At 75.6% G+C, this 16,884-nt stretch carries 13 protein-coding genes; 8 read left to right on the top strand and 5 right to left on the bottom strand.

Going from position 1 to position 16,884, the window contains the following annotated elements; translation table 11 throughout:
- On the bottom strand, window positions 1–283 hold a 283-nt coding region (locus CS2_RS14620), incomplete at its 3' end, for a hypothetical protein (RefSeq protein WP_217997393.1).
- 67 nt (window positions 284–350) lie between these two features.
- Window positions 351–1,388 (bottom strand): LacI family DNA-binding transcriptional regulator, encoded by a 1,038-nt coding sequence (locus tag CS2_RS14615; RefSeq protein ID WP_082740258.1) that lies wholly within the window; start codon window positions 1,386–1,388, stop codon window positions 351–353.
- Window positions 1,389–1,840: 452 nt separating this feature from the next.
- Between CS2_RS14615 and CS2_RS14610 the strand changes: the two genes are divergently transcribed.
- Both CS2_RS14610 and CS2_RS14605 read left to right on the top strand, forming a co-directional pair.
- Window positions 1,841–5,248, top strand: coding sequence for a glycoside hydrolase family 9 protein (locus tag CS2_RS14610; RefSeq protein WP_070320539.1), 3,408 nt, complete (start codon window positions 1,841–1,843; stop codon window positions 5,246–5,248).
- 184 nt (window positions 5,249–5,432) lie between these two features.
- Window positions 5,433–6,734, top strand: coding sequence for a YihY/virulence factor BrkB family protein (locus CS2_RS14605; protein ID WP_070320538.1), 1,302 nt, complete (start codon window positions 5,433–5,435; stop codon window positions 6,732–6,734).
- On the opposite strand, the gene CS2_RS14600 is transcribed toward CS2_RS14605, so the two are convergent.
- Both CS2_RS14600 and CS2_RS14595 read right to left on the bottom strand, forming a co-directional pair.
- On the bottom strand, window positions 6,707–7,330 hold the full coding sequence (locus tag CS2_RS14600) for a sugar O-acetyltransferase (protein WP_070320537.1): 624 nt from the start codon (window positions 7,328–7,330) through the stop codon (window positions 6,707–6,709). The genes CS2_RS14605 and CS2_RS14600 overlap by 28 nt on opposite strands.
- Before the next feature lie 129 nt (window positions 7,331–7,459).
- A complete protein-coding gene (locus CS2_RS14595) occupies window positions 7,460–8,782 on the bottom strand; it encodes an aminotransferase class I/II-fold pyridoxal phosphate-dependent enzyme (protein WP_070320536.1) in 1,323 nt (440 codons plus the stop codon).
- 45 nt (window positions 8,783–8,827) lie between these two features.
- Here CS2_RS14595 and CS2_RS14590 point away from each other — a divergent pair, with 45 nt between their 5' ends.
- The 5 genes from CS2_RS14590 to CS2_RS14570 all read left to right on the top strand — a co-directional run bounded on the left by CS2_RS14590 (window position 8,828) and on the right by CS2_RS14570 (window position 14,901).
- The gene (locus CS2_RS14590) at window positions 8,828–9,619 is read left to right on the top strand and encodes a YggS family pyridoxal phosphate-dependent enzyme (RefSeq protein WP_070320535.1); all 792 of its coding nucleotides are present in this window, start codon (window positions 8,828–8,830) and stop codon (window positions 9,617–9,619) included.
- Complete coding sequence (gene alr / locus CS2_RS14585; protein WP_082740257.1) at window positions 9,606–10,826, top strand: alanine racemase; 1,221 nt, start codon at window positions 9,606–9,608, stop codon at window positions 10,824–10,826. Before CS2_RS14590 ends, alr begins: the two co-directional genes overlap by 14 nt.
- An 83-nt stretch (window positions 10,827–10,909) precedes the next feature.
- Window positions 10,910–12,079 carry a PrsW family intramembrane metalloprotease gene (locus tag CS2_RS14580; RefSeq protein ID WP_070320541.1) on the top strand — a complete coding sequence of 390 codons (1,170 nt, stop codon included), beginning with the start codon at window positions 10,910–10,912 and terminating at the stop codon, window positions 12,077–12,079.
- Window positions 12,080–12,300: 221 nt separating this feature from the next.
- Window positions 12,301–13,839, top strand: coding sequence for an arabinosylfuranosidase ArfA (arfA, locus tag CS2_RS14575; protein WP_070320534.1), 1,539 nt, complete (start codon window positions 12,301–12,303; stop codon window positions 13,837–13,839).
- 102 nt (window positions 13,840–13,941) lie between these two features.
- Window positions 13,942–14,901: a glycoside hydrolase family 43 protein gene (locus CS2_RS14570; RefSeq protein WP_070320533.1), complete on the top strand. Its 960-nt coding sequence runs from the start codon at window positions 13,942–13,944 to the stop codon at window positions 14,899–14,901.
- A gap of 70 nt (window positions 14,902–14,971) precedes the next feature.
- Here CS2_RS14570 and CS2_RS14565 read toward each other — a convergent pair whose 3' ends face one another.
- Window positions 14,972–15,640, bottom strand: a complete 669-nt coding sequence (locus CS2_RS14565) for a TetR/AcrR family transcriptional regulator (RefSeq protein WP_070320532.1) — start codon at window positions 15,638–15,640, stop codon at window positions 14,972–14,974.
- Between the two features lie 193 nt (window positions 15,641–15,833).
- On the opposite strand from CS2_RS14565, the gene CS2_RS14560 reads away from it, so the two are divergent.
- The coding region (locus CS2_RS14560) for an MMPL family transporter (protein ID WP_156442151.1) at window positions 15,834–16,884 on the top strand (1,051 nt) is incomplete at its 3' end.

The raw sequence follows: 16,884 nt of genomic DNA, 5'->3' as shown, positions 1-16,884 counted from the left end.
GGCGCCCCGGCCGCGGCGGGCGGCGCGCGAGCGCGACGACCCGCAGCAGCACGCACACGCCCGCGACGGCGGACGACACGAGGAGCACGCCGAGGCTCGCGTGCTGGTGGACGACGACTCCCCCGGCGGTCGCCGCGACCCACGCGGGTGCGGCGACGAGCGCGAGGCCGACGAGCGCGCGGACGGCGAGCCCCGCGCGGTGGCCGGAGGGGTGGGCGGCCCGGCGCGCGGGGCGGACCTGCGCGGGCCGGGCCGGCGGGGCGTCGGGATGGTCGGACGTCATGGCGCCCAGGCTACGGCCGAATCCCTCAGCATGCTGAGCATTGACGTCGCGGTGGACGCCGCCCGCGTCACGCCCCGTGCGCGGGCACGGCGACGGGCGCCGAGTCGCGCACCACCAGGCGCGTCGGCAGCAGCAGCGAGCTCGGCTCCTCGCCCGCCACGACCGCGAGCAGCAGGCGCGCCATCTCGTACCCGAGCGCGCGGATCGGCTGCTGCACGGTGGTCAGCGCGGGCTGGGCCAGCTGCGCGACCGGGAGGTCGTCGTACCCGACGACGGCCACGTCCTGCGGGACGCGGCGCCCGCCGCGCCGGAGCACCTGGACGGCGCCGACCGCCATGTTGTCCGACGCGACCGCGACCGCGTCGAGGTCGGGGGCCCGCTCGAGGAGCCGCTCCATGGCGCGCGCACCGCCGTCGCGCGTGAAGTCGGCGTGCTCGACGAGCGTCGGGTCGAGGCGCGCCGCCGACAGCGCGTCGGCCACGCCGTCCTGCCGCGCGACGGCCGCGTGCGAGTCGGTGGGCCCCGCGATCGACGCGACCCGCCGTCGCCCCAGGCCCACGAGGTGCTCGGCGGCGCTCCGGCCGCCCCCGCGGTTGTCGACGTCGACGTACCACGCGGGCTGCCCGTGCAGCGGACGGCCGCCGTACACGGCCGGCAGCCCGGACTCCTCGACCATGCGCTGCAGCGGGTCGTCACCCCGCAGCGCCATGACCATGACGCCGTCCGCGCGCGGCCGCCGCAGCATGCGACGCACGCGGTCGTGGCCCCGCTCCGAGTGGCACAGCAGGAGCTTGAGGTCGAGGTCGGTGTTCTCGAGCGCGGACGTCACGCCGACGATGACCTGACCGAAGAACGGGTCGCCGAACAGCTCGGCGTTGTCGTGCGACGCGGCGAGGACGACGGCGCCGACGCGCTGCCGCGCGAGCGCCTGGGCCGTCACGTTGGGCACGTACCCCAGGTCACGGACGGCCCGCTCGACGGCGCGCCGGGTGGCGGGGCTGACGTGGTTCGCGTTGTTGATGACGCGCGACGCCGCCGACCGTGAGACGCCGGCCCGCTCGGCCACCTCGTCGAGGGTCGGAGCCCGTCCGGTCCGCCCTGTCATCGGTGCCCCCTCGCGGCGTGGTGGTCGGCGCGAGGCTACCACCGGACGCGTCGCGCACCCGTCACGACGGGCAGCGCTCCCTGTCACGACGTGCGCGCGCACCACCGCCCGTCAGGGTGATGAGCAGCGCGACGACCTTGACACGCCGACGGCCGGCGTCAGACCATCGGGAACCGGACTGGAAGCGCGTCCAGTCCGACCGGCTCGGCGCCCGCACCGCTGCGACGCCGCCGCCGGCCCGCGACGAGGGGGTCCCGATGCCACCCGGCACCGCACGCCCCGCTCGCCGCGACCGCGAAGCACCACCCCCGACCGCCCCCTGACCCACCGCCCGGCGACCAGGTCGCCCCGTCCGCCGGAGCGTGGAAGCGCTTCCAGTCCGCAGTTCGCAGTCCGCCCGCCCGACCAGCCCGCGCGCCGCCCGCCGGAGCGCACGTCCCCCCGGAGACACCGTGGTTCCCTCTCACGCCCCGCGCCGACGGCGGCGCACCCGATGGCTCGCCGGCGCCACGTCGGCCGCCCTGCTCCTGCTGCCCGCGCTCGCGTCGACCGCGACCGGAGCCCCCGTCTCCGGCGTGCACGACTTCGCCGACGGCGACGCGCAGGGCTGGATCTCGTACGCGAACGCCGGGACGGTCACCTCCGGCGTCACGGACGGCGAGCTGTGCGCGACCGCCGAGGGCGGCGTCAACCCGTGGGACAGCGCGCTCCAGCACGACGACGTGACGTACGACCGCGGCACCACGTACACCGTCTCGTTCGACGCACGCGCGTCGGCGCCCGTCACGATCCCGATGCAGGGCGGCCTCGGGTACCCCGCGGCGTTCGGCCACCAGGTCGTGCTCGACGGCACCGACACGCCGCAGCGCGTCGAGTTCACGTTCACGCCCGCCGACTGGCCCACGCGGCCCGGCAACCCCGACTCGCCGGTCGCCGACGACTGGACCACGGGCACCGGGCAGATCTCGTTCCAGATGGGCGGCCAGGCGGCGCCCTACACGTTCTGCGTCGACAACTTCTCGATGACGTCGGGCACGCGCATCGTCCACTCGTTCGCGGGCGGCGACACCGGCGACTTCGACCTCTACGACGCCCCCGGCGCCGGTGCAGGCACGGCCCGCGCGAGCGCCGACGGCCAGGGCGCCTGCATCGACCTGCGCGGCGGCTACGCGGCCGCCTACGAGGCCGGCCTCGAGCGCAAGTACGTCGAGGTCACCGAGGGCCGCAACTACGTGCTCGAGCTCACGGCGTACGTGCCCGGCGCGGGCGACGCGTCGACCGACGTCAACGTGCTCGTCGGCCAGTACGGCGACCCGTGGCACCGCGTGCTCGACGCGAGCGCGTCGCTCACGTCCGAGCCGCGCACCTTCACGTTCCCGTTCACGGCCAACGCGTCCTTCAGCGCCGACCCCGCCGCGGCGTTCGGCCGGATCCAGGTCGAGCTCGGCCGCCGCGCGACGCCGTACACGTTCTGCGTCAACGACGTGTCGTTCGTCGAGACCACCGAGGCGCCGCCCGCCTACGAGCCCGAGACCGGGCCCCGCGTGCGCGTCAACCAGGTCGGCTACCTGCCCGCGGGCCCCAAGCGCGCGACGCTCGTCACCGAGGCGACCGACCCCGTCGAGTGGCGGCTGACCTCCGGGTCGACCGTCGTGGCGTCCGGGACGACGACGCCCCGCGGCGTCGACCCGACCGCCGGCGTCAACGTGCACGAGATCGAGTTCGACGACGTCACGACCCCGGGCACCTACACGCTCACGGCCGACGACGACACGAGCCACCCGTTCGCCATCGGCGCGGACCTCTACCAGGACCTGCGCCACGACGCGCTGAACTACTTCTACCCTGCCCGCAGCGGCATCGCGATCGACGGCTCGATCATGGGCGACGAGGCGTACAGCCGCGAGGCCGGCCACGTCGGCCGCCCGGGCGACGCGACGCCCAACCAGGGCGACTACGCGGTCCCCTGCATCACGCCCGAGGAGGCGCAGGGCCTCTACGGCGACTGGACGTGCGACTACACGCTCGACGTGGTCGGCGGCTGGTACGACGCCGGCGACCACGGCAAGTACGTCGTCAACGGCGGCATCGCGGTCGCGCAGGTGCTCAGCACGTACGAGCGCGCGCTGACCTCACCCACGGGTGACGCCGCGCCGCTCGGCGACGGCAGCCTCGACATCCCGCGCGACGAGCAGACCAACGGCGTCCCGGACCCGCTGGACGAGGCCCGCTGGGAGCTCGAGTGGATGATGCGCATGCAGGTGCCGGCCGGGCAGCCGCTCGCCGGCATGGTCCACCACAAGGTGCACGACGTGGACTGGACGGGCCTGCCGCTGCTGCCCGCCGACGACCCGCAGCCCCGCCGGCTGCACCGCCCGTCGACCGCGGCGACGCTCAACTTCGCGGCCGTCGCGGCGCAGGGCGCACGCCTGTGGGAGCAGTACGACCCCGAGTTCGCCGCCGACCTGCTCGCCGCGGGCCGCGTGGCGTACGACGCGGCCGTCGCGCACCCCGACCTGCTGCAGCCGGCCCCCAACGCCGACCCCAGCCCGGGCGGCGGCCCGTACGACGACGACGAGGTCCAGGACGAGTTCTACTGGGCCGCCGCCGAGCTCTACCTGACCACGGGTGAGCAGGTCTACCAGGACGCGGTGCTCGCGAACGAGTACCACACGGCCGACCTGTTCACGAAGGGCGGCTTCTTCTGGGGCGACGTCGCGGCGCTGGGCCGCATGGACCTCGCCACGGTCGAGTCCGCGATCCCGGGCCGCACCGCGATCCGGCAGTCCGTCGTCGACGGCGCCGAGCTGTACCTGTCGCGGCAGGCCGCCGAGCCGTTCGGCACGGCCTACTCGGGCAACGCCGACGGCGTGTACGAGTGGGGCTCGAACTCCGCGGTCCTCAACAACCAGGTGGTGCTCGGCACGGCGTTCGACCTCACGAGCGACCAGCGGTTCGCCGACGCCGTCGTCGAGTCCATGGACTACCTGATGGGCCGCAACGCGCTCAACCAGTCGTACGTCACGGGCTACGGCACGGTGTTCTCGAAGAACCAGCACAGCCGGTGGTTCTCGCACTCCCTCACCGAGTCGCTGCCCAACCCGCCCCGCGGGTCGGTGGCCGGCGGCCCCAACTCGGACGTCGGCACGTGGGACCCGATCATCCAGGGTCTGTACAACCCGGAGCACATGTGCGCGCCGCAGCTCTGCTACGTCGACAACATCCAGTCCTGGTCGACCAACGAGATCACGGTCAACTGGAACTCGGCGCTGTCGTGGGTCGCGTCGTTCGTCGCCGACCAGCAGGCCGGCGACCGCTCCGACGCGGGGGCCGTCGCGTGGGTCACGACCGACCCGGCCGACACCACGGCCGTCGACGGCACCGACGCGACGTTCACCGTCGCGGTCACGGGGTCCCCGGCGCCGTCGGTGACGTGGCAGCAGCTCGTGGACGGCACGTGGACCGACGTCGCCGACGCGAGCGGTGACGCGCGCACGGTGAGCACGGCGCGCGCCGCGGCGCTCGCCGACGGCACCACGCTCACCGTGCCGGCCCGCCTGGCCGACTCAGGCGCGCAGTTCCGCGTCTACGCGGCCAACGAGTTCGGCGGCGCGTACTCGGCGCCGGCCACGCTCACGGTCACCGCGGCGGGCGGGACGGACGGCGGCTCGACCGGTGGGGGGTCCGCCGGCGGGTCGACGGACGGCGGCTCGACCGGCACGACCACGCCGACGAGCGCCTCGCGGCCGCTCGCGACGACCGGAGCGAACGTCGGCGTCGCGCTCGGGGTCGGGCTCGCGCTCGTCCTCGGCGGAGCGGCGGCCGTGGCCCTGCGACGTCGGGCCCGCCTGCGGGGCTGACGGGCTCCGCACCGCGCGGCCCGCGCCGCGCACCCACCGCCCCGGTGACCACCCCTCTGGTCACCGGGGCGGTGCGCGTCCGGCCCCGGGCGCCCGTCCGACGCGGCACGGCGCACGCCGCGCACGCCCACGCACCCCGCCACGCCTACGATGCCGGGACGCCCCCGACCCTCCCGGAGACCCCGTGCTGCTCGTCGCCGTCGCCGCGCTCGCGGTGCTGGGGGCGGCCGCGTGCCGGCGCGCGTCGGCCGCGGCGTCGGCGCTCGCGGTGTCCACGACGACGCTGGTGGCGCTCACGGCGGGCCTGGCCGCGTGGGGTGCGGTCGCGGCGGCCACGGCCGAGCGCGCACCCGCGTGGCTCGTGCTCGTCGCCGTCGCGGTGGTCGCCCCGGCCGCGGTGCTGGGCGTCGCGCACGCCGTCCCGCACGTGCTCGCGCGGCTGCCCGGGCGCGACGGGCGCACCGCGCTCGACCGCGTGGAGGCGTGGGCCCACCGGCACCCCGTGCGGGTCGGTCGGCTCGACGTGCTGCCGTTCGTCGTGCGGTGCGTGCGCCGCGTCGTCGACGTGCGCATCACGGGCCTGGCCGCCGAGATGACGTACTTCGCGCTCATCTCGGCCGTGCCGCTCGTCACCGCGCTGGGCGCGTCGCTCGGGTACCTCGAGCGACTCACCGACCCCGAGCGCGTCGCGCAGGTCGAGGACGCCGTGGTCGGGGCCGTGTCGCACGTGCTGGCCGACGACGTCGCGCAGGAGGCGCTCGTCCCGCTGGTACGCGGTCTGCTGCGCGAGGAGCGCACGGGGTTCGCGATCGGGTCGGTGCTGCTGACGCTGTGGCTCGCGAGCCGCATGTTCCGCGCGGCGATCCGCGCGCTCGACGACGCCTACACGGTGCCCGAGCGGCGCGGCGTCGTCGCGCAGGTCGTGCTGGGGCTCGCGCTGGCGCTCGGGGGGCTCGTCACGCTGGTCACGGTGCTCGTGCTCGTCGTCGTCGGGCCGCTGCTGGGCGGTGGCGACGAGATCGCGCAGCGCCTCGGGCTGGGCGACGCGTTCGGCACGGTGTGGGCGCTCGCACGCTGGCCCGTCGTCGTGCTCGTCGCGGGCGCCTACCTGACGCTGCTGTACCGCTACGGGCCGAACCTGCCGCGCGGCACCACGTGGCGCCGGGCCGTGCCCGGTGCGCTCGTCGGCACCGTCGGTCTGGTGCTCGTGGCCGCCGCGTTCGCGGTCTACCTGCAGGTCGCGGGGCCGTCGGCCCCCGACGTCGACGGCGGGCGGCTCGTGCAGGTCGCCGCGCAGGTGCTGGGCGCGCTGCTCGCGGCGGTGCTGTGGCTGTGGGTGTCGGCGATCGTCATCCTCACCGGCGGGGTCGTCAACGCCGAGCTCGACCGGCGCGCCGCCCGCAGACCCGCGGCGCGGGCGCCCGACCCGGGGCCGGGCGCCCGCGCGGGCGCCCCCCGTCAGGCCAGCGTGCCCGGCGCGCGGTAGGCGAACTCACGGTCCGCGTCGGTGATCGGGCGCAGCACGCGCGCGGGCACGCCGCCCACGACGACGCCCGCCGGCACGTTCTTCGTCACGACGCTGCCCGCCGCGACGATCGAGCCGGCGCCGATCGTCACGCCCGGCAGCACGACGACGTGGGCGCCGAGCCACACGTCGTCCTCGATGACGACGGGCGCCGAGAACTGCTCCATCTCCGCGCGCAGCTGCGGGTGCACCGGGTGGCCCGTGACGGTGATCGTCACGTTCGGCGCGATCATCACGCGCGAGCCGATCGTCACCTCGATGTCGTCGACGAGCGTGAAGCCCACGTTGACGAACACGTCGTCGCCGAACGACACGTTGTACCCGTACGACACCTGCAGCGGCGCCTCGATCCACACGCGCTCGCCCATGGGTCCGAACAGCTCGCGCGCGAGCGCCTGGCGGCCCGCGACGTCCGTCGGGTTCATCATGTTGAAGCGCCACGTGAGCTCCTTGGCGCGCTGCCGCTCCTCGACCAGCGCCTCGAGCCCCGGGCCCTCGTCGTTGTAGAGCCCCTGGGCGCGCATCCGTGCCCGGACCTCGCGCTCGACCTCGTTCATGCCACCACCCCGTCGTCGTGGCCCGGCGACCTGAGCACGGGCCGCGGTCACCCTACGACGCCGGACGCGGGCGCCGGCGAGACCTGGGTCCTCCCCGGCGGGCACGCAGGGACGCGGGAGGTCCCCGGCTCAGCGGGAGGGCCGGCCCGCGGGTCGCGTCGCGGCGGCGAGGTCGTCGGCGAGCCGGACCGCGTCGTCGTCGTCGAGGTCGTGGACGGTCAGCCGCAGGTGGGGAGCGCGCGGGACGCGGCGCTCGAGCGCGAAGTCCGCGCCGTCGCGCGCGAGCCACCCGCGGCGCATGAGCCGCGCGGTCACGTCGGACGACGGGGCGGGCAGCGCGACCCACACGTTGAGGCCGTCCGGCGCCGTCGCGGCGAGGGCGCGGGAGGCGAGCAGGTCGACGAAGGCCGCGTTGCGGTGCGCGTAGCGGTCGCGCGCCCTGGCGAGCAGGTCGTGCGTCGCGGGGTCCGTGAGCAGCGCCGCGGCCGTGCGCTGCAGCAGGTGGCTGACCCACGTGGTGCCGGGGCCGAGCCGCGCGGCGAGGCGCTCGGCGGTCTCGGGGTCGGACGCGACGTAGGCGAGCCGCAGGTCGGGCCCGAGGAACTTCGAGACCGAGCGCACGACCGCCCACCGGGCGTGCCGCGGGCCGACGACGCTGCGGTACGGCGACCGGGACAGCAGCGAGAAGTGGTCGTCCTCGACGACGAGGACGTTCGGGTGCGGCGCGAGGACGCGGCGCAGCGCGGCGGCCCGCCGCTCGCTCAGGCTCGCGCCCGTGGGGTTGTGGGCGCGCGGCGTGCAGACGACCGCACGGGCCCCGGCCGTCAGCGCGGCGCGCAGCCCGTCGACGGTCATGCCCTCCGCGTCGACGGTCACGGGGACCGGCAGGTAGCCGGCCCGCCGGACCGTGCTGATGCTCGTGAGGTAGCACGGGTCCTCGAGCGCGACGAGGTCCCCCGGCGCGAGGGTCGTGGCGAGCAGCCGCTCGACGCCGTCGACGGCGCCGCCGGTCACCGAGACGCGCAGCTCGCGCGGGCAGTCCGCCGTGACGTGGTCGGTGGCCCAGGTGGCGAGCGCGGGGTCGAGCGTCGACTGCCCGTAGAGGACGGGCGCCGCGGGCGGCACGCGCACGGCGGCCGGGTCGGGGAGCAGCCGCGGGTCGGGGTTGCCGCTGCCGACGTCGCGCAGCACGGTGTCCCGCGCGAAGCCCTCCTCGGGCAGGTGGTCGGCGCCGGCGACGCGGGTGCCGGCCCGCCCGCGCGTGACGACCGCACCGGCCTGGGCGAGCTGCCGGTACGCGGCGACCACGGTGTTGCGGTTGACGCCGAGCTGCGCGGCGAGCGTCCGCACGGGGGGCAGCGGGTCGCCCGGGGCGAGCGCTCCGCCGTCGACGAGCGCGCGCACGCTCGCGGCGATGTCGCCCGCCGTCCGGCCGTCGATCGTCACGTCCACGCGGCACCTCCCGGTTCAGCCTGAGCCTATGTTAGCGTTTGGCCTATGCCAAACATCGCCGCCGTGACGCCCGCGGAGCGCTACCCGACGGCGCACGACGTCGGCGGCCTGGGCCGCGCCGTCGCCCGCGTGCGGTCCCGCATCGCCGCCGCGGCCGAGCGCGCCGGGCGGTCCCCCGACGAGGTCCGGCTCCTGCCCGTCAGCAAGACCGTCCCCGAGGACCGCCTCCGCCTCGCCGTGCAGGCGGGGTGCCGCGAGCTCGGCGAGAACAAGGTCCAGGAGGCCGCGCGCAAGCGCCACGCCCTCGCGGACCTCGACGTCCGCTGGTCGGTGATCGGCCACCTGCAGACCAACAAGGCGCGCGACGTCGCCGCCTGGGCGTCCGAGCTCCAGGCCCTCGACCGGCTGCGCGTCGCCGAGGCCCTCGACCGGCGGCTCGCGTCCGCCGACCGGACGCTCGACGTCTACGTCCAGGTCAACACGTCGGCCGAGGACTCGAAGTTCGGCATGCCGCCCGCCGAGCTGCCCGCGTTCCTCGCCGCGCTGCCCGCCTACCCGCGCCTGCGGGTGCGCGGCCTCATGACGCTGGCCGTCCTGAGCGACGACCCCGCGCGGGTCCGCGAGTGCTTCGCGTTGCTCCGGACCCTGCGGGACCGCGCACGCGACACCGACCCGGACCTCGTCGGCGCGGGCGAGCTGTCCATGGGCATGTCGGGCGACTTCGAGATCGCCGTCGAGGAGGGTGCCACGTGCGTGCGCGTCGGGCAGGCGATCTTCGGCGCCCGGGCTGTCCCCGACAGCGTGTACTGGCCGGAGGCGACACGTGACCGCCGCTGACGTCGCTACCACGACCCGGACCCCGAGCACGACCCCGCCGACCGGCGACGACGAGCCGGAGTCGGCAGCCGTCGTCGACCTCGCAGCGATCCGCCACAACCTGCGCGTCCTGGGTACCGCGGCCGGCCGAGCCCAGGTCATGGCAGTCCTCAAGGCCGACGCCTACGGGCACGGCCTGCTCCCCGTCGCCCGCGCCGCGCTCGCCGCGGGCACCACGTGGTTCGGCGTCGCCCGGGCGTCCGACGCGTTGCTCCTGCGCACCGAGCTGCGCCCCGCCGACGCCCACGTCCTGACCTGGCTGCACACCCCCGGCGCCCCCTTCGCGCGCCTGCTCGCCGCCGAGGTCGACGTGTCCGTGGGCGCACCGTGGGCGCTCGAGGAGGTCGCCGCCGCCGCGCGGGACACCGGCAGGGTCGCGCGCGTCCACCTCAAGGTCGACACGGGCATGGGCCGCAACGGCGTCGGCGCCGACCAGCTCGCGTCGCTCGCCCGCCGCGCCGCGTCCCTGGCCGCAGCCGGTCACGTCGAGGTCGTCGGCCTGTGGACGCACCTCGCGTGCGCGGACACCCCAGGGCACCCCGCGACCCACGACCAGGTCGCGCGGTTCGAGGACGCGACCGACGTGCTGCGAGGCGTGGGGATCGAGGTCCCGCTGCGGCACGTCGCCGCGTCGGCAGGCACGCTCACGGACCCGCGCCTGCACTACGACCTCGTGCGCCCGGGCCTCGCCGTCTACGGCCTGTCGCCGCTGCCGCCCAGCGACCCGCGCGCAAGCATGCTGACGCCCGCCATGACGCTGCGCAGCCGCCTCGCGGCGGTGCGCCCGGTGCCGGCAGGGACCCCGGTGTCGTACGGCAGCGAGCACCGGACCGCGCGACGCACCTCGCTCGGGCTCGTCCCGCTCGGCTACGCCGACGGCGTGCCCAGACACGCGTCGACCGACGGTCGCGGCCCGGCGCGCGTGCACGTCAACGGTCGTGCGGCCCGGGTGGTCGGGCGGATCTGCATGGACCAGCTCGTCGTCGACCTCGGGCCCGGGGCCGGCGACGCCCCCGGGGACGTCGTGACGCTCTTCGGCCCGCCCGGGGCCGGCGGCGTGCCCACGGCCGCGCACTGGGCCGCGAGCGCCGGGACGATCCCCTACGAGGTCGTGAGCCGGGTCGCCGCCGCGGTCCCGCGCACCTACCGGGACGACGACGTGCCGTGAGCGCAGCGTCGACCGCGTCGCGACGGGCGGCGGGCCCGGCACGCGTCGAGCCGCGCGCACCGCGCCGCCCCTAGTGTGTGCGCGTGAGCCTCCACGACCCCTCGCGCCCGGCCGCACCGCCCGGGGCGGTCCCGCCGCAGTGGGTGCCCCCGCGGCGCAGCACCACGACCCGCGACGTGCTCGGGCTGCTGCTCGTCGCACTGCTCGCGGTCGGCGCGCTCGCCGCGCTCGGGCTCGTGCTCGTGGAGGTCGGCGTCGCGGCGGGCGTCGTCGGGACGGTGCTCGCGCTCGTGCCCCTCGCGGTGGTGCTGGCCGGCATCCGGTGGCTCGACCGCTGGGAGCCCGAGCCGCTCGGCGCGCTCGCGTTCGGGCTGCTGTGGGGCGCGGGTGTCGCGGTGCTCGTGTCGCTCGTCGTCAACAACCTGACGCTGTGGACGGTCGCCAGCGCGACGGGCGACCTGCAGGCCGGCGCCGGTGCGGCCGCCCTGGTGTCGGCGCCGATCGTCGAGGAGGCCGCCAAGGGCGCGGGCGTCCTCGTGCTGTTCCTCGCGCGGCGGCGCTACTTCGACGGCGTGGTCGACGGGATCGTGTACGCGGGGGTCGTCGCGGCGGGCTTCGCGTTCACCGAGAACGTCCTGTACTTCGGGCGTGCGGGCGAGGCGCTGGCCGGCACGTTCGTCATGCGCGGTCTCGCGACGCCGTTCGCGCACCTGCTGTTCACGGCGTGCACGGGCGCGGCGCTGGGGCTCGCGGCCCGGTCGCGGCACCGGGGGGCGGCGTGGTGGCTGCTCCCGCTCGGTCTGCTCGCCGCGATGATCGGCCACGCGCTGTGGAACGCCACCAACCTCGCGGCGGGCGACGCGTACCTCGCGGTGTTCGCGGTCGTGCAGGTGCCGCTGTTCGCGGGGGTCGTCGGGATCGCGGTGTGGCTGCGCCGTCAGGAGTCCGAGGTGATCCGGCGCCGCCTCACCGAGTACGGCTACGCCGGGTGGTTCGCGCCGCACGAGGTCGAGATGCTCGCGTCGCTGCCGCGGCGCAGCACAGCCGTCGGCTGGGCGGCCCGCACGGGTGGTCCGGCGGCGGCGGACGCGATGCGCCGGTTCCAGCGCGACGCGACGTCGCTCGCGTTCCTGCGGCAGCAGGCCCTGTCGGGCCGTGCCGACCTGCGCCGTCACACCGAGTCGGAGCGCGACCTCCTGACGGCCGTCACGACCGCCCGCCACCAGATCCTGACGCCACCACCCCGCCCCTGAACCGCCCGGTGCCGGCGGGCGCCGCGGAACCAGTCACGTCTCGGCGGCGAGCCGTCGGAGCTGGTCACCTCTCTGGCCAGTTCCGACGCCGGAACGGTTCCGCGCGGGTCCCGGTGGGCGGGTGCCCGGGGCGGGTATGCTGGGCGGGTTTACAACGTTGTGAAATCCCGCGCGCCCCGAGCACCCGTGCGTCGGCGCCGCGGACCGACCCCGGAGCACCGATGACCGCGCACGCCACCGTCCTGCTGCACCCCGACTTCCGCACCGGCACGCTCGACCGCCGCCTCTTCGGCTCGTTCGTCGAGCACCTCGGCCGCGCGGTCTACACGGGCATCTACGAGCCCGACCACGCGACCGCCGACGAGCACGGCTTCCGCCGCGACGTCGCCGACCTCACGCGCGAGCTCGGCGTCACCGTGGTGCGCTACCCGGGCGGCAACTTCGTCTCCAACTACGTGTGGGAGGACGGCGTCGGGCCCGTCGAGCAGCGCAAGCCGTTCATCGACCTCGCGTGGCGCACGGTCGAGCCCAACCTCATCGGCACCGACGAGTTCCTGCAGTGGGCCGAGCGCGAGGGCATCGAGCCCATGATGGCCGTCAACCTGGGCACGCGCGGCGTCGCCGAGGCCGCGGCGCTCGTCGAGTACTGCAACGGCGTCGCCGGCTCGCGCTGGGCCGACCTGCGCATCGCCAACGGCCGCACCGAGCCGTACGGCGTGAAGCTGTGGTGCCTCGGCAACGAGATGGACGGCCCGTGGCAGATCGGCCACAAGGACGCGCACGAGTACGGCAAGCTCGCCGCCGAGGCCGGCAAGGCCATGAAGCTCGTCGACCCGACCATCGAGCTCGTCGCGTGCGGGTCGTCGTCCATGACCATGGACACGTTCGGCGAGTGGGAGCAGACCGTCCTGTCGTACACGTACGACCTGGTCGACCACATCTCGATGCACGCGTACTACGAGGAGCACGACGGCGACCGCGCGTCGTTCCTCGGCTCCGGGACCAGCATGGACCGCTTCATCCGCCGCGTCGTCGCGTCGGCCGACGCCGTCGGCGCGCGCAAGCGCTCGGACAAGCAGATCACCATCTCGTTCGACGAGTGGAACGTCTGGTACCTCGAGACGCGGTTCCCGGGCGAGTCGAACCTGCCGCTGCAGCACCAGCCCGCGCGCATCATCGAGGACGTCTACTCGGGCCTCGACGCCGTGGTCCTGGGCGACCTCATGGTCACGCTGCTCAACCACGCGGACCGCGTGCCCGTCGCGTGCCTCGCGCAGCTCGTCAACGTCATCGCGCCGATCATGACCGAGCCGGGCGGCGAGGCGTGGAAGCAGCCCACCTACCACCCGTTCGCGGCCACGACGCGCCTCGCGCAGGGCGACGTGCTCGACGTGCGCGTGCAGGCCCCGACGTACACGACGGCGCGCCACGGCGACGTCCCGACGGTCACCGCCGCGGTCACGTGGGCGGGCGAGCCCGACGCCGGCGAGCTCGGCGTGTTCCTCGTCAACCGCACCGCCGAGGCCGTCGAGGTCGAGCTGCGCCACCCCGGCGTCGCGCTCACGCTGGGCGGCGGCACGCAGGTCACGGCCGACCACGAGCCCGCCGTGCACGGCCCCGCGCACGCCGCGAAGGTCACGGCCGAGCACGTGACGACGCTCGACGCGGCCCCCGTGACCGCGAGCGCGACCGGCACCACGACCGTGCGCCTCGCGCCCGAGTCCTGGACCGCGCTGTCGGGCACCGCGACGGTCGTCTGACCACGGTCGTCGACGACGATCCGGCCGCCCTCCCCACCCCGGGGAGGGCGGCCCGCCCCTCTTGACCCGCGAGAGCGCGATCCAGTCACCCCGGAGGCCCTGGTGGACGAGCCGTACGGCTACCTGCTGGTGCACCACGTCGAGGACCCCGACGGGTACGGCGAGCGCATCTACTTCTCGTTGTCCGAGGGCGACGACCCGCTGCGCTGGTACCGCGCCAACGGCGGCCGCCCCGTCCTGACGTCGACGCTGGGCACGACGGGCGTGCGCGACCCGCACCTCGTCGCTGGCGACGGCGAGTGGTTCCTGCTCGCGACGGACCTGCGCATCTACGGCGGCGACGACGCGGGGTGGGACGCGTGGACGCGGCACGGCAGCCGCAGCCTCGTGGTGTGGCGCTCGACCGACCTCGTGCACTGGTCGGACCCCTGGCTGCTCGAGGTCGCGCCGCCCGAGGCGGGCATGGCGTGGGCCCCCGAGGCGACGTACGACCCGGCGACGCGCGAGTTCGCGGTGACGTTCTCGTCGTCGCTGTACCCGCCCGACGACGTGCACCACGCCGCGGCGTCGTACCCGCGCGTGCTCGTGGCCCGCACGCGCGACTTCCGTACCGTCACCCCCGCGCGCGTGCTCATCGACCACGGCACGGGCGTCATCGACACGACCGTGGTGCCCGCCGCGCTCGCGCCCGACGGGCGCGTGCACCGCTTCTCCAAGCAGGACGCCGACGCGCCCGGCTCGCTCAGGCTGTTCCACGAGGCGGGCTCGGCGCTCGACGCCGACGACTTCGAGGTCGTCGCCGCGCGGCTCGCCGACGACCGGTACGCGCACGTCGAGGCGCCGCTGGTCTTCCGCGACCACCGCGACGGCACGTGGTACCTGTGGGTCGACCAGTACTCCGTGCGGCCGCAGGGCTACCTCGCGCTGCGCACCGACGACCTCGCGTCGGGCGACTGGCGCGAGGTGCCGGGGTTCTCGCTGCCGCCCGACACCAAGCACGGCGTCGTGGTCCCGCTCACGCGCGCACGGCACGCGGCACTGGCGGCGGCCTACCCGCCCTGACGCCCGGCGGCGCGCCCCTCGGCCCGCGCAGGGCACGCCGAGCCTGGAAGACGACGGACGGCCCGCGGGGTCAGAGGGGCTCGGTCAGCCGGTCCGCGACGATCGGCAGCCACGCGGCCGCGTCGGCGCGCGCGCGGACCGCGGGCTCGGGGTCGGCCGACAGGTCGGCGGCCTCGAGGTCCGCCATGTAGCCGGCCGCGAGCAGCCGCAGCAGCTGGCGGGCGGGCAGCACGAGGCGCCGGCCGAGGCGTGGCATGAGCAGCTCGATCTCGTCGGCGACCTCGTCCGACATCTGCCGGTCGAGGTCGTGGTGCCGGCGCGCGATCTCGGGGTGCCGCATCGCGAGCAGCGTGAGCTCGGCGTTGATGACGCGCCACCGCCGGTCGTGCGAGATGCGCTCGAGCAGGATCTCGAGGAACGACGAGATGTCCTGCAGGTCGAGCTCGGCACCCGCGGCGCACGTGGCCTGCGCGACCGCGAGCGCGTCGCGCAGCTCGGCGATGCGGCGGCGGTGCTCGCGGGCCGCGAGCGCGAGCAGCAGCTCGTGCTTGCTCTCGAAGTTGGAGTAGAACGCGCCGCGCGTGAAGCCCGCGCGCTCGCACACGGCCTCGATGGACGTCGCGTCGACGCCCTCCTCGGCGAACAGGCCGAACGCGGCGTCGAGCAGGCGCTCGCGGGTGTGCTGCCGGCGGCGCGACACGGCCGGGTCGGCGGCGACGTCGACGGGTGCGTCGGTCATGGGCCACCTCCCGGGGCGTCGTGGGGTCGTCGGGCTCTCACAGGTCCGGCGTCGATCCTAGCGCTTGGATACAGTCGTGTATCGCATACGGTCCCGTATCGCATACAGTCTCGTATCGAAGCGCGTCGCATCTCGTGCGCCGCGTCGCCGGACGCCGCCGTCCTCCCCCGCACCCACCGACCCTGGAGCAGCCGTGTCCTCTGCGCTCTACCGCCTCGGCCGCGCCGCGTACGCGCGCCGCCGTGCCGTCATCGGCGCCTGGCTGGCCGTGCTGGTCCTGCTCGGCGCCGGCGCCGTGCTGCTCGGCGGCAAGCTCGACAACTCCGTGACGATCCCCGGCACCGAGTCGCAGGCCGCGCTCGACCGGCTCGCCGCGACGTTCCCCGAGGCGGCGGGCACCACCGCGCAGGTCCTCGTGGTGGGCACCGACGGCGGCCAGGTCGACGACCCCGCGGTCGTCGCCGCCGTCGACGACGCCGCGCAGCGGTTCGCCGACGTCCAGGGCGTCACGTCCGCCGTCTCGCCGTTCGACACCACGACGCCCGGGGCGTCCGAGACGAGCGACGACGGCGAGGCCGCGATCATGGTCCTGTCGCTGCGCGGCGAGGGCGTCGCGATCGGCGCCGACGTCAAGGACGAGCTGCGGGCGCTCACCGACGACCTCGCGGCCGCCCTGCCCGACGGCTACGACGCGACCATCGGCGGGCAGCTGTTCTCGCAGGAGTTCCCCGGCCTGAGCATCACCGAGGCGCTCGGCGTCGTCGTCGCGTTCGTCGTGCTCCTGCTCACGCTCGGCTCGTTCGCCGCCGCAGGCATGCCGCTGCTCAACGCGCTGCTCGGCGTCGGCATCTCGACGATCCTCGTGCTGGTCGCGGCGGCGTTCACGTCGGTCACGAGCACGACGCCGCTGCTGTCGCTCATGCTCGGGCTCGCGGTCGGCATCGACTACGCGCTGTTCATCGTGTCGCGCCACCGCGAGCTGCTCGCGACCGGCCTGCCACCGGACGAGGCCGCGGCACGCTCCAACGCCACCGCCGGTTCCGCCGTCATCTTCGCGGGCCTCACGGTCATGATCGCGCTCGTCGGCCTGTCGGTCGCGGGCATCCCCTTCCTCGGCGTCATGGGCGTCGCCGGCGCGATGGCCGTCGGCGTCGCGGTGCTCATCTCGATCACGCTCGTGCCCGCGATGCTCGGCGTCGCCGGCGCGCGCCTCGTGCCGCGGCCGTCGCGCCGCGCGCGCCGCC

Source organism: Cellulomonas iranensis NBRC 101100 = JCM 18110 (assembly GCF_001552375.1).
Lineage (GTDB): Bacteria > Actinomycetota > Actinomycetes > Actinomycetales > Cellulomonadaceae > Cellulomonas > Cellulomonas iranensis.
The sequence above is the reverse complement of the archived record's forward strand: the minus strand, read 5'-3'. Positions and strand labels throughout refer to the sequence as shown.